Source organism: Pseudomonadota bacterium, from assembly GCA_018817425.1.
In the GTDB taxonomy this organism is placed as follows: domain Bacteria; phylum Desulfobacterota; class Desulfobacteria; order Desulfobacterales; family RPRI01; genus RPRI01.
The window spans coordinates 49,704-71,110 of the sequence record JAHITX010000001.1 but is presented as its reverse complement, the minus strand read 5'-3'; the positions used below and the strand labels follow the sequence as shown (position 1 = coordinate 71,110).

Sequence of the window (21,407 nt, the reverse complement as noted above, 5' to 3'; positions counted from 1 at the left end):
CAGTCCAAAAATTTTATCTGGAAGTCTATATAGTACAAGAGGAGGTATGTAATGAAGATCAATCAACAAGGCTTTTCGCGAAGGGATTTTTTGAGAAGCGCATCCATTGCAGGTTTGGGAACAATGCTGTCATCTTCCGATTCTCTTGGAAACATGCCGGATAAAACGCAAAATACCGGCAAGGATACGGTAGCAAAGCGCCCATTCGGCAAAACAGGCGAGAAAGTATCTATGCTGTCGCTTGGCGGAATGTTTGATATACCGTCAAATCAGCTTCTTTTAAAACAGGCTATTAAGTGGGGTGTGACCTACTGGGATACTGCTGATTGCTATGAGGGAGGAAAAAGCGAACAGGGTATAGGCAAGTTTTTTGATAAATACCCCGAAGATAGAAAAAAGATATTTCTTGTATCAAAGTCTGACGATAGAGACCCTGATGGAATGACCCGCCTTTTGAACCGGTCTCTTGAAAGAATGAAAACTTCTTATGTTGATCTGTATTTTATTCATGGTTTAAAAAAAATCGATGAACTTGATAATAACACAAAAAAATGGGCCGAGAAGGCAAAGGCGGATAAGAAGATACGGTTTTTCGGTTTCAGCACTCACAGCAATATGGAAAAAAATATGTTGGCTGCTTCCCGTCTCGGCTGGATAGACGGAATAATGATGACATATAATTTCAGACTTATGCATACCGATAATATGAAAAAAGCGGTAGAAGCCTGTGTGAAAGCCGGAATAGGTTTAACCGCCATGAAAACTCAAGGCGGGGGCCAGGTTAATACAAGCTCCGAAACAGAGCTTGAAATGGCCGGAAGATTTATAAAAAAAGGATATAGCGATAAACAGGCAAAGCTAAAAGCTATCTGGGAAAATCCTGATATTGCAAGTATTTGTTCACAAATGCCAAGCATTACCATCCTTATGTCCAATATTGCCGCAGCCATAGATAAGACCAGGCTTTCATCTGTTGAAAAAGATCTTTTAAATCAATATGCCAAAGAAACGGCTTGTACTTACTGCGCCGGCTGCACCCGGATATGCGAAGCTGCCGTTTCCGGGGCTGTTCCTATTGGCAACCTTATGCGCTGTCTTATGTATTCAAGAAATTATAAGGAACCGGTATTAGCAAAAGAGCTTTTTGAAACAATTCCCTTTTCGGAAAGAAAAAGATTAACAGATCTTGATTTTTCGGTTGCTGAAAAGAATTGTCCGCAGAATTTAGAAATAGGAAAGCTTATCAGAGAAGCCTGCCACGAGTTATCATAAATTGTTGTTTATTTATTTGTTGATCTTATTGGAATTATAAGAAATAATCTTTTATTATTATTAAAGCACATTTTTTTCTTGATTATACATTCTATGATATGTAAAAAGGCAAGTTTCTTATAAACAAGCAAGCTGGTTTAATGATTGTTAATTTATAAGACAGGATTGTTATGTCATGAGTTTATGATTATTGAAGGACTTGTGAAAGGTCATTATTTGGTTCAAATAAATAAAAAAGGGGGGACAAAACATGTATGTGCCAAAGTATATGTTTTTCACCAAAGGATTTGGAGTAGCGAAGGAAAAACTGTCTTCCTTTGAAAATGCTCTTCGCGATGCGCGCATTGCGCATCTTAATATAGTTACCGTTTCATCAATATTTCCGCCACGCTGCAAGATATTAGACATTGAAAAGGGGCTTTCAAAGCTTGAAGCGGGTGAAGTAACATATTGTGTTATGGCTCGTGAGCAAATTAATGAGCCTGGCCGAAGAGTTGTTGCAAGCATAGGCCTTGCTTTACCTGCCGAACCTGGACGTTACGGATATCTTTCCGAACATCACGGATTCGGCCAGACCGAACTTGAAGCCGGTGAATATGCCGAAGATCTTGCCGCATCAATGCTTGCAAATACACTGGGCATCGATTTTGATCCGGATAAAGACTACGACGAACGACGCGAAGTTTACAAGATGAGCGGAAAGATAGTCAAATCACAACATACAAGCCAAGGCTGTTTGGGTGCGGAGAAGAATCTCTGGACTACAGTAGTTGCAGCGGCCATTTTTGTAGGATAAATCTCAACCGGATTTTAACCTTTGGCCTTAATAGCCAAAGGTTAAAACTATCGGCTTTTCTCTCTATTTCCGGATACAGCTTACCAAACAGTGTTTTTTAATCCATCATAAGGCAATATCTTTTTGACTGAATGTGGTTTTTATGAAAAGAAAAAAACAAATTTATTTCGGCAGCAATGAAGTTTCCCCAAGAGGTTTTGATAATTCAAAAATAGTTGTATTACCGCTATGCTATGAGAATGCGCCATCATATGGAATCGGCAGTCAAGATGGCCCATACCATATACTTGATGCATCGATGCAGCTTGAAAGTATGGATGAAGAAACATTAGTTAATTGGGAAGATATAGGCATTCATACCCTAAAACCGTTGATTCCGGCAAATGATCCTGAAAAAGCTGTCAAAGAAATGAAAAAAGCAGCAAAGGCTGTTCTTGAAAAAGATAAATTTTTATTATCTCTTGGTGGAGACCATGCAATTTCAATCGGACCTATCATGGCGGCAGCACAAATTTATCCTGACATAGGAGTGTTGCAGGTAGACGCTCATCTTGATTTGAGAAACAGCTGGAACGGAAGCAAGTATAATCATGCCTGTGTAATGCGAAGGGTTGTTGATGATATAAAGATACCGGTTGTTCAAGTTGGAATAAGGTCTTTTTCTGAAGAAGAATCCGAATATGTTAAGAAAAACAAATTAAAACCATTTTATGCGCATAAAATAGAATCTTCTGATGATTCATGGATAGATAAAGTTGCACAGACTCTGCCTGAAAAAGTATATATGACTATAGATCTTGACGGGCTTGATCCTTCGGTTTTACCCGGCACAGGCACTCCTGAACCAGGGGGCCTTTCTTACAGGCAGCTTATTAGGCTTATAAAAGCAGTCGGTAAAAAAAGAAAAGTGATTGCAGCAGATATCAACGAACTATCGAAAATAGATGGCTCTAATGTATCGGAGTTTACTGCTGCAAAGATTGCAACTAAAATTTTTGTATATTGCCTGTAACCAGGGGCAACATTTTAATGTTGACTCTTTTAGTGTAATTTGTTACTTGGCCATTTAGTGAATGGGGCTGTAGCTCAGCTGGGAGAGCGCATGACTGGCAGTCATGAGGTCAGGAGTTCGATCCTCCTCAGCTCCACCAACAACTTTGAAACAAACCGATCCTGTTGCCAAGCCCGGTAACCGGAATCGGTTTTTTGTTTTAATAAATTAGCAGGTTACCTAAAAGCAGCTTTCATCCGGATATTATCAAATCACTCCTGTTTCGGGAAATTTCCTTCTACTTTCTTCTCCGTTTTCGCAGCTTTCCTTTCGGCTTCAAGTCCAGTGGGAATAGGATTAGCTGAAGTCTGCACCTGCTCTGCCATTTCCGCTTGATACCGCCAAAACGCCTCGGCCATTCCGTCAAACAAATCATTAATATCTATTAAGTTCTTCTGTGTTCAGGTTGCTCTGTGTCTTACTTACCGGAGAGACGAAGAACGGTCGGATGGAAAATAATGTTTTAAATATAGGTCTATGTGGTTAGTCTTAAACATGTGATATGGGATCTGTCTGAGTCTATATTTTGAGCTTGCAGACTACATAGCAAATGTTATATGTTTCTATGGGAATTTGAATAGTATCTATTGACGATTCAAACCGTAATATGCAACTTGCTCGATCTGGTTGGTTTGGTTCCAGATTTTCTATTATTGAAGAAGCCCCTCTATCAGTTGCCGAGGATTGCCTCCCCTATGGATATCAACCTGCAAACAAAAAAGCAGAACGATTGGGTTTTGCAGATTATCTTCTCCTTGGTACAGACGGAAAACCTCTTGCTGTCGTTGAAAAGAATGAATAAAAATAAAAACAAAGAAATACAAAAATACGAAAAAGAAGAGACCTCCATTGTTCGCTCCTCGGCGGCGGAATACCTGACCTTTGTGGCAGCCAGTGGAGAAGGCGGGATTGAGGCGGTCTACTCGGATGAGAATATTTGGCTGACACAGAAAATGATGGGCGTTCTCTATGATGTTGAGACGCATACCATTAACTATCACCTGAAAAAAGTGTTTTCTGACAGTGAGCTGGAAGAAGAGTCAGTTATTCGAAATTTTCGAATAACTGCCACAGATGTCAAAAACTACAACACAAATCACTACAATCTTTCGGCCATCATCGCCGTTGGTTATAAGGTTAATTCGGAGCGGGCTGTGCAGTTCCGCAAATGGGCAACCCAAATCATTCAGGAGTTCACCATCAAAGGCTATACGATGGATGATGAACGCCTGAAGAATGATGGCTCTGTCCTTGGTAAAAAATATTGGGAAACCCGCCTGAACCGGTTTATTGAGGCCACAGATCGTGAAATTCTACAGGACGCCGGAAAAGTAACTGTTGAAATTGCCAAAACCCATGCCGAAAGTGAATTTGAAAAATATCGCATCATTCAGGACCGTCTTTTCGAGAGCGACTTCGACCGTATGATCAAACAGCTGGAACAGAAGAATGAGGAAGATGAATAGATATAGCTTCACCCCGATGATCGTATTATATCAATAAAACTTGCGGAGAGTTATTAATCAATGAAAAATTGGATTGTTTATCTCGTACGATGCACTGATGGAACTCTTTATTGCGGGATAACCAATAATCTTCTAAAGCGCATCCAGGCGCACAATTCCGGAAAGGGGGCGGTTTACACGCGGGGGAGGTTTCCCGTCCACCTCGAAGCTAAAAGCCGGGCAATGACACGATCGGAGGCTCTCAGGCTGGAAATAAGGATCAAGAAAGAGCCAAGAGCGAAGAAGATCAAGCTCCTTTGTGTTTTAGGTTCATAACCTAACTGTATCTCCAAATAGGTTAAAGGAGAAATGAAAGAGGCTATCAATGAAGTTTTAAATTTAGAGGAACGGTATGTCTCAATATTTAAATGCTTGAATATAAATTAATTCGTGCGTATATTTTCACAAAAAACCGCTTAAATCACAAAAAAATATTGATAGAATTTTCTATTTATACATACTGGTTACATAATTTAACGCCGTTAGAAAATAAACACGTAAAGCAGTTGTTATGCACAAAGAGCAGCCCTCTTTCCTTGATAAACAGGTAATTTGAATGAAAAGTATTGCCGTCATAATTCCCTATTTCGGCATTTGGCCGGAATGGTTTGAGTTTTTCTTAGAAAGCTGTAGATGCAACCCGTCGGTGGACTGGCTTTTTTTTACCGATTGCGATGAAATTAAAAGTAGTTGTCCAAATGTACGCTTTGAAAGAATTTCTTTTAATGACTATTGCCGGAGAGCATCTATCTGCCTAAAGATCAATTTTTCTCCCCGCAGCCCTTATAAATTGTGCGATATTAAACCAGCCTATGGTTTTATTCATGAAAAGGATATTAAAGATTATGACTATTTTGGCTATGGTGATATAGATGTCATTTATGGAAACATCCGCAATTTTATTAACGATGATGTTCTTTCTCATAACATGATTTCAACGCATTACAATCGTGTTTCAGGGCATTTTGCCTTGCTGAAAAACACTGATGATATGCGATATGCTTTCGGCCGTATAAAAAACTGGCAGGCTCTTTTCGAAAACCCCAATCACCTCAGTATTGACGAATCCAAATTCACCAAAGTTTTTTTACGACATCGCAAACATCCGATGTTGCTACGAAAAGCGTATGGGATTTTCAACCGTTTTCAAAGAAACAATTACTGGCAAGAGCAGTTCAGCACAATTCTGTCTCCTCAACCTTGGCATGACGGCAACCTTGAACATCCCCAGGAGTGGTATTGGCACAACGGTCGTCTTACCAATAACTACGATGGTGATCGGGAGTTCATGTACCTTCACTTCATGAACTGGAAGTCTTCTGCCTGGCTTCCCAAGGAAATGCGAAAGAGGCAGGAAAGAGCAGCTTGGGAAGGTCTTGGTAGCATTGTCCACATGGATAAAAAAGAAATTAGCCATGGATTCCGGATCAATCGTACCGGTTTTCATCCTTTGTAAAGGACTATGTTGCCTTGTCTTATGGGAGAGTGAAATTGATCCACTCATATACCCAGAATATTCATGTGCCTTGAAGAGAAAAAAAAAGATAAACAACAAAGCTCTGTGCAGTACTTTACTGGCCGTGGATAGTAGTTTGTAGTATGATTTTTTATGAGCTGTGTGTTGTCAATATAGTCTGCTGCAAATCCGCTTTGGACAAAGGCTTCATGCATTTCTTTTCCCAGGGGAACACCGCTTATGCCGTCAAAAAGGATTATCTTTTTATTGAAAATTGAAATTGTCATGTTTAGTGTCCGGATGCTAATATGTTTTGCATAAAGGGAAGTTTCCAGAAGTTTTGATTAAATGCCTGCTGGGAAAAAAGGGTCTCCACACGGTTTATCGCAAAATCAATATGCATTTTCTGCTCACCTGATGCAAGGTTATACATATATACAAGTTTAGCTGCCAGTCCTTCCACATCCCCAATATCAAAGAGAAGATCGTTATTGTTGCCCAGAATCTCAACGCCACCACCGGATTTTGAGGAAAGCACCGGAATTTTTGCACTCATTGCTTCGATAAGCACCATGCCGAACGGCTCGATTTTGGAAGGTAAGACAAAAAGATCAAAAGCGCAAAAGAGTCTGGAAATTTCAGGAACAAAGCCTGCCAAAAACACCTTGTCTGTAAGATTCAGGGAAACGATTAAATTCTTCAGCTCATCTTTTAGTGGTCCTGCTCCGTATATGTAAAGCTTAGCTTTAGGCATCTGTAAGGTTGCATTGCAAAAAGCATTAATTAATGTGGCCTGGTCTTTTTCCGGATGCATCCTGCCCACAGTAGCGATGATAAAGCTTTTGGTATCAAGATCCAGTTTATGTCGTGCCTCATCACATGGCAGTTGTTCTTTCTGTAATCTGTTTATTTCAACACAATTTGGCTGTGAATAGACATCATTAAAACTGACCGTTTTAAGGCTATCAAGAATATCAATACGGATAGATTCTGATACACCAAGCAGCTTGAGTCTTTTGCGCAGCAGAAAGACAAGCAGTTTGCGGGGCAGTTGCGAAAACACTTTGTAGGCATGAACCACGCCGACTATTAGTATTGGTGACGATATAAGACTGGCTATACCTATGAGATAAATGGCTTTATAGCGATGAGCTACTACCAAGGAATAGTGTTCTTCAGCCAGGATGCGACATAGCTTTTTAATAAGGCCTGCCTTCATTCCCCGCATATCGCCTGTTGAGCTTTCCAGAAACAGCAATTTGTCAGCAATGGCCTGATTCCGCACCATGGGAGAATCTTTACCTTTTAAAAAAAGGCAGGTAACCTCATATTTACTCCCATCAAACACTGCCGCGTATTGGTTGGCAACATCAAAAAAAGGCGGTTCATAGCTGTGACAAACCTGAAGTATTTTTGTTTTTCCCATGGATTTGTTTTATTTTCACGCGCCGATTGTTGACCATCGGTTATAAGAACTTGTTCTTTAAGGGCCAAAGTATAGGAAAATTAGACTTGTATGTCAAGAAAGGTTATAATTTGACAATCAACACAGTATATGGCAGTTTATTCACCTGGATAATGATAAATAGTTGAAAAAGGTTATACGAATTGTTATGAGCCGTTAACTTTGGATAAAGATGTGATCAAAAATATTCTTTAAAAACATCTGACCCGTGACAGAATAGGATTATGAGATAGTTATGAAAACAATAAACATCCTCCATATTATTTCGAAATTCCATGGTGATTATCCTCTGCTTGATGATTTCATTCTAAGACTAGAGCCAGATCGGTATCAAAGTACTGTCATTTTTCTTCGCGGCAAACCAGAGAAGCCCACTCGCATAGAACGGGCAGGCATTGAAACAATATATCCCGAAAAGTATTTAGGACAAAGCAGATTAATTTTTCCTCGGAGAGTCTTATTTCTAAAGAGTGTGATTCGGGACAGAGGAATCGATATCATTCACTGTCATCGGCACAAACCTACGGTATATGGGGTCATCTCCTCTATTCTTGCAGGTGGAAAACCAGTTATATCAACAGTTCACGGTACCGGACGGACAAGATCAAAGAAAAGACAATTTACAAATCGGATTATTTTTAATAAAACAGCCCGGATTATTGGTGTTTCTAAGGCTGTGCATGATGACATCTTGATGACCAATAAGTGGATAGACAAAGAAAAGGTTATAAGCATACCCAATGGCCTCGATTATTCTAAATATTTGAAAGTTTCATCTATACCAAAACAAAAGATTCGAGAAGAGATCCTTAAAGGGCATGCCAATAGTTATTGGTTCGGTATGGTAGGCAGACTGGCACCCAAGAAAAACCACCAGCGTTTGTTTAGGGTATTTAAGAACTTAGTTATAGATTTCCCAGATTCCATATTACTTGTTGCAGGCGCTGGCCAGCTAGAGTACGAGTTAAAGAAACAAATCAAAGACCTTGGTCTTGAGCATAATATTGTTCTTTTAGGACAAAGAGAAAATATCCCAACATTTCTACATTCTTTGGATGCTTTTATCTTTCCTTCTCTTAATGAAGGATTAGGACTTGCTTTGCTCGAAGCTATGGCTGTTGGACTTCCCGTGGTGGCAGCCGACATAGGGCCTTGTCAGGAAGTTGTTGATTCAACAGAAAGTGCCATTTTGGTGGATCCTAAAGATGAAGATAGCATCTTAAAGGGTTTATTGAAGCTAAGAAGGCTCAACACGGAAGAGCAGAGTGGTATGGGCATAAAAGCGAGGCAGAGGGTTTTGGATGCTTTTACTATAGAGCAGATGACAGAGCAGATTATCAGAGTTTATGATGATATACTGCTTGATCAGTCAAAGAATAGAGGATAAAGGCTTAATAATCTGCATTTTCATTTGTGGTTTCCGAAATGTCTGAGAGTGCTGATTTTTTCGTTAATCTATTATAAATTCAACAAAGAGCGGGGAAAACCCTTGAAAATTCGAGGTCTTTCTTACTATCAAAACATTTTATGGGTGAGAGTTTCCTTTGATTAAATTCAGGCAGCATGATCCAAAAGTTCTTATAATTCCATTTATAATTTATTTATCGCTTTTTTTCGGTCCGCTTAGCTCAAAGGCTCATAACAATTTTTTTTATCTGGTTATTTTGGTGCCTTTCGTTTTATTTATAAGAGTAAAAAAAGAAGATTTGTTCAATGTTATTAAGTCCAAAGGTTTTATTTTGGTTTTTATTTTGGTTTCATATTTAGCCTTAACAGTTTTTCTGAATATGCAATTCGTGTCTTTATCTGAGATTGTCAAGCCTTTTAGGCACTGGTTTTCTTTCCTGGTTTTTTTCTTTCTTTGCGTATTGCTATTTAGCAAATACGACCTGGAAGAAAAGATGAATTACGTTTCTCTCTGGGCAGCTATATGGGGAGGGCTATCTATACTTTTATTTTTTTATGACAAGCCTTTTGCCCAAAGATTGCTTTTTTATGGCCGCGTTGAAAGTCCCATTTTTGGAGCCTGCACCTATGCCACACTGTTTTTGTTTTTAATGTTTTCCGAAAAAAAAACCGGGAAAGCTCTAAGAATTTGCGCGCTATCCATTCTTCTTTTGAGTATTATTTTTGCTCAGAGCCGAGGACCAATTTTAGCATTATCCGTAGCCGTTGTTGCGGGTTTGATTGGTCAGAGCAGAAAAATAATGCCATTTATCATAGGAGGTTCGGGTATAGTTTTATGGGTGCTCGATTATCTTAAAATTATATCCTGCGGAAGAATTTTTTGGGCACATTCCAGCTTTAGAATCCCAATATGGAAACAGGTTATTTCAGAGAGTATAAATAGCGGTGCTTGGCTTTTTGGTCACGGCATAGCGGTAAATGAAACTGTTACTATAACACCGGCTCTCAGTTTTCCGCATGCTCATAGCGGATATGTAGGAACATTTTTTATAGGCGGTATCATAGGAGTAGTATTATTGTTGAACCTGGCGGTTCATATAGCCAGGCAATCTTTGACTATTAAATCTGTAAGAGAAAACGGTCTCGCCATTTCTCTTGTTGTGTTTGCGCTGCTATCTATTGCAACAGATACTCATATACTGTTGAAAGGGCCTCACCCCACCTGGTTTTTTTTCTGGCTCCCTGTGGCATATTTAGTAGCAGAAGAGATAAAGAATAGTGCCGAGCAATAGGTTTCTTGTATGATGCCAGACGGAATCCGTGTTGCGGTTCAAACTAATTTATCTCTATATCCCGACATTGCGTTGTTATGCTTGTAGCAGTTTACTTAAATTGGTTTTTGCAAATTCTATTGAAGGGTCAAGTTCGATAGCTGTTTTGTAATAGTATATTGCTTTTTCTTTTTCTCCCATATCGCGGTAATTTGAAGCTATATTTGCATAATCTATTGCAGAGGCCGGATCTAATTTTATAACTTTCATAAAATTTTCGATAGCCATTTCATGTTCTTTAAGCATGAAGTGACAAAATCCCATCAGGTTGAAAATGTCTGTTCTTTCATTGTCATATTTTTCACCTTCTTTTAGCATGGAAATCGCCTGCCGGTATTCCCCCATTTCTTTAAGACATACACCAAGATAAGAATATATGCTGGAAATATCCTGTTTTGACGGGTCTAACTCAAGAGCCTGTTTAAAATAAGGTAATGCCGAGCCGGGATCATTTAACAAAAGATAAGACTGGCCTATATAAAACTTTATGTAATATTTTCCGGCAAGCATCTGATCCATTTGCATTAACTCATAAAGAGCATTTTCGGGTTCATAATTTTCAATAATGATTTTTGCGCAGAACAAACCGGTACTTGCACTTGCAGCTCTTTCCCTGAAATGAGCGCCCGGCACTATGGTGTAAAATGCAGGAATCTTAAGCTTGGGATGCATGGTGTTTATAACTATTACTTCCATATCGTTTGCGTAAAGCGATGAAATCAGGTTTTCTACTTCTACTTTTATATTATTGCTGGAAATATCCGGGAGGTTGTCAATATCAATAACTGGTTCTGCTTCCATTACAAACCGTGCATTGTCGAGATCAGTAAATTTTGGAAGTCCGCTGGCAACATAATTTGAGGATGTATTAAAATCTCCGGCAAGCTGGGCTACTTCCGTAAGAGCCCTGCTTAAAGCCTTTTGAGGGTCAGGTGTGGTTCCTGCTGTCCACACAATTTCACTTTTTTCGGGAAAGGTTGATGGATCATAAGCAAGAACAGCTACGGTGGGTATTCCGAGTCCTAAAGAAAAGTCCGAAATATATAGTTTAATTCCCGCGGCACGGTATTTTTCTATCATTTCAACTACCATTGGATCTGTTGCTGAATCAGGATTAATTAAAGGAACTTTAAGTTTATTTATGCTGATTAGTGATGAAACGTGCCGCTCAACAATTTCACAAATTCCCTGACTCAATGCCTCTTCCACACAATTTCCGGCGGATGGACCGTTGAATTCATTAATCATATAAAACCAGTTAAAGGGAATAAGCACCGATTCTTTTTTTGTCAGGTTATATGCCCATGTCCATTTAAGCGTCAGGTTATCATATATATTTTTTGTTATTTTTAAATCATCCGAAGAGTCATGAACAGATTTTGCAATCATCTCAAAAGAGATTGCGTTATAATTTATATTAGCAGGTTTTTCATAGAAAAAATTATCGGGGTTTTGGCAAAAAGAAAAAAAGCTGAATCTTTCTGCAAGTTCCATTACAGCACTTGCTTCGGCTTGTGAAGGAGTTGCGCCTTTTCCCATCTGCTTTTTTGTTCCGGTAATATTTGAAGCATCTTTACCACATACGCTGAAATAAACGGGAATTTTCAGCCTGCCATTATCTATTCGTGAAGTGCTTTCAAGAATATCAAGATCAAGTTCTTTAAGCGTTTCTTTAAAGCTATTTACGGTTTCTTCCGGTGTTTTGATTTTGTCCTGATCAAGTGTAAAACGCTTGAAAGCATCATTTAGAATAATTTCATAACTCATTTTAAAAATCCTCCGTTTGGAATAATCTACATTGCCCCCTTTAACATTATACAGCTTAAACATAAAATTAAATTTTAAATTGACCGGATTTTTTTAATTTGGTATTAAAATATTAACGTGGGGATGTAGCTCAGTTGGGAGAGCGCAGCGTTCGCAATGCTGAGGCCAGGAGTTCGAACCTCCTCATCTCCACCAAATAAAACTATTAGAGCCAGTTTCAAAAAAGAAAAGGCTGGTAAAATACAACCAGCCTTTTTTCGTCTTATAAAAACAAAATTCCGCATAGCTAATTTGTTTTATTCAATTTCAAAGCTTTATGTAAAACTGGGTCTCAATAAATCGTGGCACGTTTTGTAGCAGTTGCCATAATATCACCGCCAAAAGTGTTTATCGACATTATAACTTTTAAACGTTATGGTATCTATACGCTATGGAAGCTAACGTCGCAATATGCAGATTTTCAAAGTGAAGGCACAACCGGAGCTTTTTCAAGGAACTACTTCGAGCTTTTTAAAACATAATAACCAACGATACCAGACATAAATGAACCCAGGAGAATGGCTAGTTTATCTGCATAGTGATAAATCTGATTATCATCATAAGCCAACGTGTCAACAAATAAACTCATGGTAAATCCGATACCGGTAAGAATGGATACACCATACAGTTGATTCCAGCTACTATCTTTGGGCAAGCTTGCGAATCCTGATTTGATAGCAAGCCAACTAAAACTAAAAACCCCCAACTGTTTACCGATAAATAATCCAATCATAATTCCCATAGGGACAGGATTTAGCATTTCCTCAAAAGAAATCCCTCTTAAATCAACACCTGCATTAACAAAAGCAAAAAGGGGCAATATCATAAAGGCTACCCAATAATGTAAACCATACTCCATTTCTTTGCTCATAGAAAAGACTTTACCGTCTCTGCCTATACAGTTCAAAGGAATCATAAAGGCTAATGCGACACCTGATAGAGTTGCATGAACGCCTGATTTTAATACGCTAACCCAAAGCACGATGCCGAGCAAAATATAAGCCGCTTTACTAGCTACGCCCATTCTGTTCATGGTAAACAAGGTAGTAAGAGCGATTGAAGCGATGACTATAGAGACTGTAGATATGTCAGCCGTGTAAAACAGTGCTATAATAACGATAGCTCCTAAATCATCAATAATAGCCAACGCTAACAGAAATACTTTTAAAGAGACGGGAATTCTATTCCCTAATAGAGATAAAACTCCCAAAGCAAAAGCAATGTCGGTTGCGGTTGGTATTGCCCAGCCTTTCATTGCGAATGACTCGCCTTGATTGAATGCAATGAAAACCAGAGCAGGCACCGTCATTCCTCCGAGCGCTGCTATTCCTGGTAACGCGATCTGACTTAGAGAGGAAAGATGACCCTCAATAAATTCTCTTTTAACCTCCAGCCCAATTAGAAAGAAAAAAACCGCCATTAGTCCATCATTTACCCAGAGCAATAAGGGCTTGGCAATTTGTAAATTACCAAATCGAATTTCTACATGCGTATGTAAAAATCCATTGTACAAATCAGACAGGCCGCTGTTTTGCAATGCCAGGGCAGTAATAGTGAAAAAAATCAGCAGCATGCCTGACGATGATTGTCTTTTTAAAAATGTTTCAATGGTGGTTATCATAGAAATGCGCTTTGTCTTGCTCTGTTGATAAGGGCTCAAATTTATATTAATATTTCTATAAGGAAATATAGTTTATTATTTTTCCTTATGCAAACAATGCTATGCGGAAATTTAACAAGAGGAATAGGGGGAAGCATTAAGGTTTCCTCCTATTCCTATTGTTGTATTGTTTAACCAGTATATATTTACTAATCACAGCTGAAATCATGACAGAAATGAATAAAGACAAAATCCTCGAAATCCTCAATGTATTCCTGTTGTTGAAATTTTCTCCCGCCTTGAGCTTGAACAAACTGAAACGTTTTGAAAGTGGCTCAGATGAATAAAAACAAGGATAGAATAATATGCAAGCAGATTGGTCGGAAACAATAACATATAAGCTTGACACTTACAGTATATCGGCATACAAATAAACAACGTTAATACTTAATATATAACGAATTGAAGGTGAGTTATGAATCGTACAGCCGATGTTGAGCGTAAGACAAAAGAAACACAAATCAGCATTAAACTCTTATTGGATGGAACCGGGAAACATGAAGTTAATACCGGCATCCCCTTTTTTGACCATATGTTATCTCTTTTCTCTGCACATGGTTTTTTTGATCTGACAGTAAAAGCAAAAGGCGATATTGAAGTTGATTTCCACCATACAGTGGAAGATGTGGGTCTTGTGTTGGGAGATGCATTAAACAAAGCTCTTGGCGACAGAAAAGGCATAAGACGTTATGGTAATTTTACGGTTCCTATGGATGATTCCTTAACTTCGGTTACTATTGATCTTTCAAACCGTCCTTATTTAGTTTACAATGTGCCATCTATTCCGAATTCAGGGGCTACATTCACTATTGCACTTGCAAGGGAATTTTTCAGAGCTTTTTCAACAAAGGCGGGTATGAATCTTCATATAAATACATTTTACGGCCAGGATGAACACCACATTATCGAATCCGTTTTCAAAGCTGCCGGAAGAGCACTTGATCAGGCAACGTCTCTTGATGAACGGATAACCGGAATTTGCTCCACAAAAGGAGTATTATGATAATAAAAAATTCATTATACGGTTTATTTGTCGGGAGTGTTTTTAAAAGGAAGGCAAATCTTGTACAGTTGATTTGTTTGTTGTTTTTTATACCTTTACTTTTTCCGGCATGTAGTTCTAACCAAGTTAAACCTGAACTTCTTTCTACCAAGGGGAAAATTGAAAAGGTACTTGTTCTCCGCTTTAAAAATTATACTGACTTTTGCGGTAAAGAGAATAATATAAGATGCCCGCTTTGCGGAAGTATGTTTTTTACCGGAGATATTGCGGAAAACGCTGATGTTATGTTGACAAATCATCTTTTTTCTCTGCTGGAAAAAAACACCGATTTTAAAATAATTCCCCCTGATAGAGCAGAATTTATTGCAGATGACTTCCAAGCGTGCTTCCAAGACTCGAAAGCAATGATTGATAAAATTGTTGAAATCGGACAAGCGGTTGGAGCAGATGCTGTTTATTTAGGGCATATTTACCGTTTTAAACAACGTGTAGGAACAGGTTATGGTGTAGAATCTCCCGCTTCGGTAGCTTTTGATTTGCATCTTATAAGTGTTTCGGAACGCCGTATTATCTGGACAGGCCATATGGATGAAACCCAGCGGCCTTTAAGCGAAAATCTTTTTGAAATTGGAACTTTTATTAAAAGGGGAGGAAAATGGGTTGTCGCAGAAGATCTGGCAAAACCGGGTCTTGAAGAGATGATTCATATATTTTTCACAAAATGATTATTATACCTGCAGTAGATATAAAAAACGGAAAATGTGTCCGGCTTTTACAGGGCGAAAAGGATCGTGAAACTATATTTTCAGATGATCCTTCAGCTATGGCCCAAAAATGGGAGAAGCAGGGAGCAAAATTGATTCATGTGGTTGATCTTGACGGGGCTTTTGAAAAAACCCCTGTTAATCTTATGGCCATAAAGAAAATACTATCAACTGTAAAAGTTGACATACAAGTTGGCGGAGGAATAAGAAATGAAGAAACCGCCAAAATGTTTTTAGATATCGGCGTTAAAAGGATAGTAATAGGAACGGAAGCGCACAAAAATCCCAAATTTGTTAAAGATATTTGCCGTATGTATCCAAAACAAGTAGTAGTAGGAATTGATGCGAAAAAAGGTTTTGTTGCAATAGAAGGATGGACGGAAACGACGGAAATGAAAGCTGTAGATCTTGCAAAAACTTATGAAGATTGCGGAGTTGCGGCAATTAATTTTACAGATATATACAGAGACGGAATGCAAACTGGGCCTAATATTGAGGAAACAAAGCGGCTTGCCGAATCTGTAAATATTCCGGTTGTTGCCTCAGGAGGCGTTTCAACGATAGATGATATAAGAAATCTTCTATCAATTGAAAAATATGGAGTTGTTGGGGTTATTACAGGCAAAGCAATATACAGCGGAACGCTTGATTTTAGGGAAGCTGTGAAAATTTCTGCGCAAAACTTATAACACGATTAATTTTGTTTGCTTTTTTCAACCATAATACCGCCGAAAAATACTGCTATGCTTTGATTGGCGATTTCTTCAATTGAAAGCCTTCCGCTATCATTATACCAGCGATATATCCAATTCATCATGGCAAATACTGAAAAAGCCATAATTGTTTTGTCTATTCCCTGTTTCAGAAGGCCTATTTTTTCAAGCTCACAAAATTTATTAAAATATAAATCATGTATTTGGCGTTGCTGTTTTACAGCTTCCGAACTCAAGGCTTTGGGAAGTTGATATTGTTCTTCAATATAAATTTTCAGCTCTTTTCGCTTTTCCTTGATAAGACAGGTTTGCCTGAAAATCATTTCTTTCAGACATTTTACAGGATCATCATTGTTTGTTATTGCTTTGTGAAGTTCTTCTAAAACAATTGAGCCTATATCCTGTATGATGGTATAAAGTATCTCGTCTTTATTTTTGAAATGAACATATATTGTGGAATTTGTTACCCCGACAGTTCGCACAATATCTCGGACAGAAGCTTTTACAAAACCAAACTCATAAAAAAGATCTACAGCTTTATCCAAGATTTCTTGTTTCGTATCGGAACTTTTCATTTATTCACATTTCCACATTTTTTTAAATTGTATTAAGTATTCATGCAATTATATTAATATTGTTTTTAAATCAAGTATTATCCGTTAAAGGCTATAGCTTAACTTGTCAAGAATACGAAGATAACCTATATCCTTTGTCATAGTTTAGATTATTAAAAATTGCATTCACTGAAAATCGCCAAACGGGCTGTTAGCCAAACGGGCTTGCCTTAGGCAGATGCTTTTGTTAAGATATGATACACAGAAAGCAACTATATAAAATACGATGGAGCCAGTTTCATAACTTATTATTGACACAGCAGTATATTGCCTATATAAAATATAAATTCAATGATTACCATTAACTATCTGATTTTTGTCAAAACATACTCAATATAGCGGAGTAAATTCTATGGGTTCCCAGCATCTGGATTTGTTTCACATGATAAGCAATGCAGGAATTGTAGTACAGGGTGTATTGCTTACACTTGTTCTTTTTTCCGTATCTACCTGGACAATTATTTTTCTTAAATACAAATATATAAAGCGGGCATATAAAGAATCCGAATTCTTTATTGACTATTTCTGGAGAAGCCGTGATTTTTCGGATGTTTATACAAAATCAAAAGAAATGACCGGCAGTCCGGTTGCAAGAATATTTCGCATAGGTTATGTGGAGCTTACAAAATTAAGCCAGTCGGGCGTTTCTTCAACTCCGAAAACTTCAGATTCAGAAGATGTTTCTATAAGTTCCCGGTTTGTAGGTATGGATAATATTAAGCGTGCTTTAAGAAGGGCCATTAACTCCGAAGTAACAAGCCTTACACACCTTGTTCCGTTTCTTGCAACAACCGGAAATACAGCTCCTTTTATAGGTTTGTTTGGTACGGTTTGGGGAATCATGAATTCGTTTCACGGAATCGGGCTAAGAGGATCGGCTACACTTGCGGTTGTTGCTCCCGGAATATCCGAGGCCCTTGTAGCGACTGCAGCAGGTCTTGCAGCAGCAATACCTGCTGTAATAGCATTTAATTATTTCATGCAAAAAATAAGAAATATTGACTCTGAACTGCAAAGTTTTGCGGCTGATTTTCTTAATATAGTAGAACGGGATACATTAAAGGCAAAGGGGATTAAAAAATGATGGCAGGAGGAGATAAAGATAGCATTATTTCCGATATAAATGTTACTCCTTTTGTGGATGTTATGCTGGTTCTTTTGATTATTTTCATGGCAACTGCGCCTATGATGGTTCAAGGCGTAAATGTTTCCCTTCCCGAAGCAACAACTAAGCCTCTTGTTTCGGAAAAAGAGCATCTTTTAATAACTCTCGATAAAGGTGGCAATATATATATAAATGATTACAAAGTTGCTCCTGAGCAGCTTCAGGTAAAAATAAAAAAAATTCTCGAGGGCCATTCCGGCCAGGAAGTATATCTTAGAGCAGATAAAAATATCTCATACGGTGCGGTTGTTACTCTTATGTCTGAGATAAAGGAAGCTGGTGTGGAAAAGCTCGGTATGGTTACAGAGCCTATCGAAAGCAAAACAAATCGGAAAAAATAACAGGCATGCAAGAAGGTTTTCAATTCTCCGGATATTTTAACGGAAAAAGCGGCATACCTCAAAAAACAGTGACTTTAACATTTGTTATTTCCTTTGCGTGTCATGCCGTTTTAATAGGAGTTTTATTTTTTCTTCCCGGATATAGCAGGCCAATGTTTAATCCCTTTCCTTCGGCAATAAATGTCAGCCTTGTTTCTCTTCCGGCTGGCCGTCCTGGGCCTCCTGCCGGAAAACCGGCTTTAAAAAAGAGTGCGGCTATAGTTGAAAAAAAAGTTGTAAAGCAAGTTCCGGCAAAAATTGAAAAACCTAAAGAAATTTCAAAACCGGAGATTAAAGCTGTAAAAAAGGCCCAGGAAAAACCTGTAACAAAAGTGTCGAAAGCCATATCATTAAAACCGAAGATATCACCAAAAAAGAAAGTTGAGTCTGCCGAGTTGATAAAAAATGCCGTAAAAGATATGGAAAAAAAGGTTGAGGAATCAAGGCCATCATCAGTTGATGAAGCAATAAGCAAAATAAGGGATAAGATCGCAAAAGCTGAGGGTGCCAATCAGTCCAGGGGGTTGGGTAGTCAGGGAAGCGCAATAAAAGGAGCAGTACCAGGCATCTCCGGCGGTAGCGGTGGCAGTAACCTGCCAATAGGCATATTTGATATATATAAAGCAGAAATTTTTTATACAATTCAGCAAAACTGGGCGTATTCCGAGCAGATAGGAGGCAGAGGTTTAGATGAACTGGCTGTTCTTGTAATAAAAATAATGCATAATGGCGAAATCAGCGATATCCGGTTTGAAAGCAGATCAAAAAACCGCTATCTTGACGAGTCGGCATACAGAGCTATTCAAAAATCCAATCCTCTTCCACCTCTTCCCGAAGGTTATAGCAGGCCATATTATGAAGTCGGCCTTCGTTTCGGAACCAGTGGACTTAAGCGGAATTAAACGATATAATGCTGAAAATTTTAAAGGAAAAATAGATGAGATGTTTTCGTTTTTTTATAGTTATTATTGCTGCTGTATTAGCAATGACAGAAATTAGCTTTGGAGCATATGATTACATTGATATAAACAGTCCGTCTATAAGAAAAATGCCGATTGCCATACCTTTGTTTAAATCCGGTACAGGAACAATTAATAACAATGATATGATATTTTCAAAACAAGCTTCCAATATGCTTGCAGAAATGCTCGATTTTACCTGTTATTTCAAGATACTTGACAGGGAAAGCTTTCTTGAAAATCCATTAAAGCCTGAAACAACTTTGCAAAATATAAATTTTCATAACTGGGCTACCGTGGGTGCGGAGCTTCTTGTTACCGGCAAGATTTCGATAAAAGGCGATCTTCTTGAAATTGAATTGAGGTTGTTTGATACAATTAAAGCCAGCCAGCTTATAGGAAAAAAATACAAAGCAGACGCTAAAAGTTTAAATCAGGTAATACGACTCTTTGCAAGTGAGATTGTCTTTTATCTTACCGGAAACAGAGGCATTTTTGATACCCGTATTGCCTTTGTGTCAACAGGCTCAGGAAATAAAGAAATATATATTTGTGATTTTGACGGAACCAATGTAAAACAATTTACAAACAATAAAGCAATTACTCTTTTTCCAGCATGGTCATCGGATGGTAAGTGGATTGCATACACCTCTTATTTAAAAGGTAATCCTGATATCTATATCAAAAATGTCAATAACAACAGTATATCTGTGATAGCAAAAAAAGGAATAAATATAACACCGGTCTGGGTACCCGGAAAATTTGCACTTGCTGCAACACTTTCCTATACAGGAGATCAGGATATTTATCTAATGACAGGAACCGGGAAAATAATTAAAAAGTTGACAAAAAGTTCCGGAAGTGATGTATCCCCTGCATTATCTACGGACGGAAAGAAGATGGCGTTTGTTTCAAGCAGATCAGGAACACCTCAGATATATATTAAAGACCTTTATACCGGATATGAGAAAAGATTGACATTTAATGGTAACTATAATACTCAGCCGTGCTGGTCGCCTAAAGGCGATAAGATAGTATATTCCGGATTGGATGGAGGAAGCCATAATATTTTTATAATTGGTTTTGATGGCAAAAATCCAGTACAATTAACACAAGACACAGGTAATAACGAATCACCTTCATGGTCTCCGGATGGCACCCTTATTGTATTCAGCTCAACGCGAGAGGGGCCTTCGAGGATCTATGTAATGACTTCTTATGGAACAGATCAAAGGCGTGTGTTTAGTATATCAGGTGAACAGTCAAATCCCAAATGGTCACCAAGGCTTGTTAACAAATAACAGTATTATATTTATCAAGGAGGTTTAAAATGAAGAAAAAAATGTTGATTGTTTTATCTTTCTTACTTGTAATTCCGGCTCTATTGATTTTCACTTCCTGTGGGAAACAGACTGTGAAGGCTGATGTTGAAACCGTTCAGGATGCACAAGCTGACATGGACGCTGCTGCCGCTGACTCTTCTGCGTCTGATGTGGATTCAGAATCTCTCCCGGCTGACCAATCAGTTCAAGAACCCACCGGGCCTAGCGCAGAAGAGATGATGGCAATGGAAAAAGCTGAAGCAATGCAGAGTCTTGTTAATGAAGACGTGCTTTTTGACTATGATAGCGCAGCTCTTACGGAAACCGCTCAGGAAATTCTCAAAACGAAAGCTGATTATCTTGGGAAGCAATGTGCAAGTATTCCTGTGACTATTGAAGGGCATTGTGATGACCGCGGAACCAATGAGTACAACCTTGCTCTTGGGGAAAGGCGTGCCAGAAGCGCAATGAATTACCTTATCAATCTTGGTGTAGCTCCTTCACGTTTAAATATAATCAGCTACGGAGAAGAAAAACCGCTTGATCCTGGCCAAAATGAAGACGCCTGGTCAAAGAACAGAAGAGCTCATTTTATTATAAAGTAAGAATTGGATTTTTGTATCCGGGCTTTATACCAAAAACATTATGAACGGATTATGACTTAAGCATCCGCTTGTTATATGTGTATGATACACAACATGCGGATGCAATCCGTTTAATTAGATTCACAAAAAAGCT

At 38.4% G+C, this 21,407-nt stretch carries 21 protein-coding genes and 2 tRNA genes; 18 read left to right on the top strand and 5 right to left on the bottom strand.

Annotation, left to right across the window (positions count from 1 at the left end; all coding sequences use genetic code 11):
- Positions 1-51: 51 nt before the first annotated feature.
- The 7 genes from KKC46_00355 to KKC46_00325 all read left to right on the top strand — a co-directional run bounded on the left by KKC46_00355 (position 52) and on the right by KKC46_00325 (position 6,080).
- Positions 52-1,272, top strand: coding sequence for an aldo/keto reductase (locus KKC46_00355; protein ID MBU1052263.1), 1,221 nt, complete (start codon positions 52-54; stop codon positions 1,270-1,272).
- A 250-nt stretch (positions 1,273-1,522) separates the two neighbouring features.
- Positions 1,523-2,068 (top strand): arginine decarboxylase, pyruvoyl-dependent, encoded by a 546-nt coding sequence (locus tag KKC46_00350; protein ID MBU1052262.1) that lies wholly within the window; start codon positions 1,523-1,525, stop codon positions 2,066-2,068.
- Between the two features lie 142 nt (positions 2,069-2,210).
- Positions 2,211-3,080 carry an agmatinase gene (gene speB, locus KKC46_00345; protein ID MBU1052261.1) on the top strand — a complete coding sequence of 290 codons (870 nt, stop codon included), beginning with the start codon at positions 2,211-2,213 and terminating at the stop codon, positions 3,078-3,080.
- Positions 3,081-3,143: 63 nt separating this feature from the next.
- A tRNA-Ala gene (locus KKC46_00340) sits at positions 3,144-3,219 on the top strand.
- A gap of 694 nt (positions 3,220-3,913) precedes the next feature.
- A complete protein-coding gene (locus tag KKC46_00335; GenBank protein ID MBU1052260.1) occupies positions 3,914-4,585 on the top strand; it encodes a virulence RhuM family protein in 672 nt (223 codons plus the stop codon).
- A 60-nt stretch (positions 4,586-4,645) separates the two neighbouring features.
- Positions 4,646-4,900 (top strand): GIY-YIG nuclease family protein, encoded by a 255-nt coding sequence (locus tag KKC46_00330; protein MBU1052259.1) that lies wholly within the window; start codon positions 4,646-4,648, stop codon positions 4,898-4,900.
- A 280-nt stretch (positions 4,901-5,180) separates the two neighbouring features.
- A complete protein-coding gene (locus tag KKC46_00325) occupies positions 5,181-6,080 on the top strand; it encodes a hypothetical protein (GenBank protein MBU1052258.1) in 900 nt (299 codons plus the stop codon).
- Positions 6,081-6,124: 44 nt separating this feature from the next.
- Here KKC46_00325 and KKC46_00320 read toward each other — a convergent pair whose 3' ends face one another.
- Both KKC46_00320 and KKC46_00315 read right to left on the bottom strand, forming a co-directional pair.
- The gene (locus KKC46_00320) at positions 6,125-6,367 is read right to left on the bottom strand and encodes a hypothetical protein (protein ID MBU1052257.1); all 243 of its coding nucleotides are present in this window, start codon (positions 6,365-6,367) and stop codon (positions 6,125-6,127) included.
- Positions 6,368-6,369: 2 nt separating this feature from the next.
- Positions 6,370-7,506 carry a glycosyltransferase gene (locus KKC46_00315; GenBank protein MBU1052256.1) on the bottom strand — a complete coding sequence of 379 codons (1,137 nt, stop codon included), beginning with the start codon at positions 7,504-7,506 and terminating at the stop codon, positions 6,370-6,372.
- 274 nt (positions 7,507-7,780) lie between these two features.
- Between KKC46_00315 and KKC46_00310 the strand changes: the two genes are divergently transcribed.
- Positions 7,781-8,932 (top strand): glycosyltransferase, encoded by a 1,152-nt coding sequence (locus KKC46_00310; GenBank protein ID MBU1052255.1) that lies wholly within the window; start codon positions 7,781-7,783, stop codon positions 8,930-8,932.
- Between the two features lie 514 nt (positions 8,933-9,446).
- A complete protein-coding gene (locus KKC46_00305; protein MBU1052254.1) occupies positions 9,447-10,244 on the top strand; it encodes an O-antigen ligase family protein in 798 nt (265 codons plus the stop codon).
- Between the two features lie 75 nt (positions 10,245-10,319).
- Here the strand turns inward: KKC46_00305 and KKC46_00300 are convergent, their stop codons facing one another.
- On the bottom strand, positions 10,320-12,050 hold the full coding sequence (locus tag KKC46_00300) for a YcaO-like family protein (GenBank protein MBU1052253.1): 1,731 nt from the start codon (positions 12,048-12,050) through the stop codon (positions 10,320-10,322).
- Positions 12,051-12,169: 119 nt separating this feature from the next.
- On the opposite strand from KKC46_00300, the gene KKC46_00295 reads away from it, so the two are divergent.
- Positions 12,170-12,245 (top strand) — tRNA-Ala (locus KKC46_00295).
- Between the two features lie 301 nt (positions 12,246-12,546).
- Here KKC46_00295 and nhaA read toward each other — a convergent pair.
- A complete protein-coding gene (gene nhaA / locus KKC46_00290; protein MBU1052252.1) occupies positions 12,547-13,707 on the bottom strand; it encodes a Na+/H+ antiporter NhaA in 1,161 nt (386 codons plus the stop codon).
- 457 nt (positions 13,708-14,164) lie between these two features.
- Between nhaA and hisB the strand changes: the two genes are divergently transcribed.
- From hisB to hisA, 3 genes are read left to right on the top strand one after another with little or no spacing between them, the layout of a single operon-like run.
- Entirely contained in the window at positions 14,165-14,752 is a 588-nt protein-coding gene (gene hisB / locus KKC46_00285; GenBank protein MBU1052251.1) for an imidazoleglycerol-phosphate dehydratase HisB, read from the top strand.
- On the top strand, positions 14,749-15,477 hold the full coding sequence (locus KKC46_00280) for a hypothetical protein (protein MBU1052250.1): 729 nt from the start codon (positions 14,749-14,751) through the stop codon (positions 15,475-15,477). Before hisB ends, KKC46_00280 begins: the two co-directional genes overlap by 4 nt.
- Positions 15,474-16,205, top strand: a complete 732-nt coding sequence (gene hisA / locus KKC46_00275; GenBank protein MBU1052249.1) for a 1-(5-phosphoribosyl)-5-[(5-phosphoribosylamino)methylideneamino]imidazole-4-carboxamide isomerase — start codon at positions 15,474-15,476, stop codon at positions 16,203-16,205. Before KKC46_00280 ends, hisA begins: the two co-directional genes overlap by 4 nt.
- Before the next feature lie 5 nt (positions 16,206-16,210).
- Here hisA and KKC46_00270 read toward each other — a convergent pair whose 3' ends face one another.
- A complete protein-coding gene (locus tag KKC46_00270; protein ID MBU1052248.1) occupies positions 16,211-16,804 on the bottom strand; it encodes a TetR/AcrR family transcriptional regulator in 594 nt (197 codons plus the stop codon).
- A 391-nt stretch (positions 16,805-17,195) separates the two neighbouring features.
- Between KKC46_00270 and tolQ the strand changes: the two genes are divergently transcribed.
- The 5 genes from tolQ to pal are packed head-to-tail and all read left to right on the top strand — an operon-like array spanning position 17,196 to position 21,274.
- Positions 17,196-17,927: a protein TolQ gene (tolQ, locus tag KKC46_00265; GenBank protein ID MBU1052247.1), complete on the top strand. Its 732-nt coding sequence runs from the start codon at positions 17,196-17,198 to the stop codon at positions 17,925-17,927.
- A complete protein-coding gene (gene tolR, locus KKC46_00260) occupies positions 17,924-18,349 on the top strand; it encodes a protein TolR (GenBank protein ID MBU1052246.1) in 426 nt (141 codons plus the stop codon). Before tolQ ends, tolR begins: the two co-directional genes overlap by 4 nt.
- A gap of 5 nt (positions 18,350-18,354) precedes the next feature.
- A complete protein-coding gene (locus KKC46_00255) occupies positions 18,355-19,290 on the top strand; it encodes a TonB family protein (protein ID MBU1052245.1) in 936 nt (311 codons plus the stop codon).
- Between the two features lie 35 nt (positions 19,291-19,325).
- Positions 19,326-20,648 carry a Tol-Pal system beta propeller repeat protein TolB gene (gene tolB / locus KKC46_00250; protein ID MBU1052244.1) on the top strand — a complete coding sequence of 441 codons (1,323 nt, stop codon included), beginning with the start codon at positions 19,326-19,328 and terminating at the stop codon, positions 20,646-20,648.
- 29 nt (positions 20,649-20,677) lie between these two features.
- The gene (pal, locus tag KKC46_00245) at positions 20,678-21,274 is read left to right on the top strand and encodes a peptidoglycan-associated lipoprotein Pal (GenBank protein MBU1052243.1); all 597 of its coding nucleotides are present in this window, start codon (positions 20,678-20,680) and stop codon (positions 21,272-21,274) included.
- The last annotated feature ends 133 nt before the right edge of the window (positions 21,275-21,407 follow it).

Excerpts from the sequence above, each read along its gene's own strand:
- KKC46_00325 (MBU1052258.1), top strand. The coding sequence starts at position 5,181 with ATGAAAAGTATTGCCGTCATAATTCCCTATTTCGGCATTTGGCCGGAA.
- KKC46_00305 (MBU1052254.1), top strand. The coding sequence starts at position 9,447 with ATGAATTACGTTTCTCTCTGGGCAGCTATATGGGGAGGGCTATCTATA.
- pal (MBU1052243.1), top strand. The coding sequence starts at position 20,678 with ATGAAGAAAAAAATGTTGATTGTTTTATCTTTCTTACTTGTAATTCCG.
- KKC46_00350 (MBU1052262.1), top strand. The coding sequence starts at position 1,523 with ATGTATGTGCCAAAGTATATGTTTTTCACCAAAGGATTTGGAGTAGCG.
- hisB (MBU1052251.1), top strand. The coding sequence starts at position 14,165 with ATGAATCGTACAGCCGATGTTGAGCGTAAGACAAAAGAAACACAAATC.
- KKC46_00315 (MBU1052256.1), bottom strand. The coding sequence starts at position 7,506 with ATGGGAAAAACAAAAATACTTCAGGTTTGTCACAGCTATGAACCGCCT.
- KKC46_00355 (MBU1052263.1), top strand. The coding sequence starts at position 52 with ATGAAGATCAATCAACAAGGCTTTTCGCGAAGGGATTTTTTGAGAAGC.
- KKC46_00310 (MBU1052255.1), top strand. The coding sequence starts at position 7,781 with ATGAAAACAATAAACATCCTCCATATTATTTCGAAATTCCATGGTGAT.
- KKC46_00335 (MBU1052260.1), top strand. The coding sequence starts at position 3,914 with ATGAATAAAAATAAAAACAAAGAAATACAAAAATACGAAAAAGAAGAG.
- KKC46_00330 (MBU1052259.1), top strand. The coding sequence starts at position 4,646 with ATGAAAAATTGGATTGTTTATCTCGTACGATGCACTGATGGAACTCTT.
- KKC46_00300 (MBU1052253.1), bottom strand. The coding sequence starts at position 12,050 with ATGAGTTATGAAATTATTCTAAATGATGCTTTCAAGCGTTTTACACTT.
- KKC46_00280 (MBU1052250.1), top strand. The coding sequence starts at position 14,749 with ATGATAATAAAAAATTCATTATACGGTTTATTTGTCGGGAGTGTTTTT.
- tolQ (MBU1052247.1), top strand. The coding sequence starts at position 17,196 with ATGGGTTCCCAGCATCTGGATTTGTTTCACATGATAAGCAATGCAGGA.
- tolR (MBU1052246.1), top strand. The coding sequence starts at position 17,924 with ATGATGGCAGGAGGAGATAAAGATAGCATTATTTCCGATATAAATGTT.
- speB (MBU1052261.1), top strand. The coding sequence starts at position 2,211 with ATGAAAAGAAAAAAACAAATTTATTTCGGCAGCAATGAAGTTTCCCCA.
- tolB (MBU1052244.1), top strand. The coding sequence starts at position 19,326 with ATGAGATGTTTTCGTTTTTTTATAGTTATTATTGCTGCTGTATTAGCA.
- KKC46_00255 (MBU1052245.1), top strand. The coding sequence starts at position 18,355 with ATGCAAGAAGGTTTTCAATTCTCCGGATATTTTAACGGAAAAAGCGGC.
- KKC46_00270 (MBU1052248.1), bottom strand. The coding sequence starts at position 16,804 with ATGAAAAGTTCCGATACGAAACAAGAAATCTTGGATAAAGCTGTAGAT.
- hisA (MBU1052249.1), top strand. The coding sequence starts at position 15,474 with ATGATTATTATACCTGCAGTAGATATAAAAAACGGAAAATGTGTCCGG.
- KKC46_00320 (MBU1052257.1), bottom strand. The coding sequence starts at position 6,367 with ATGACAATTTCAATTTTCAATAAAAAGATAATCCTTTTTGACGGCATA.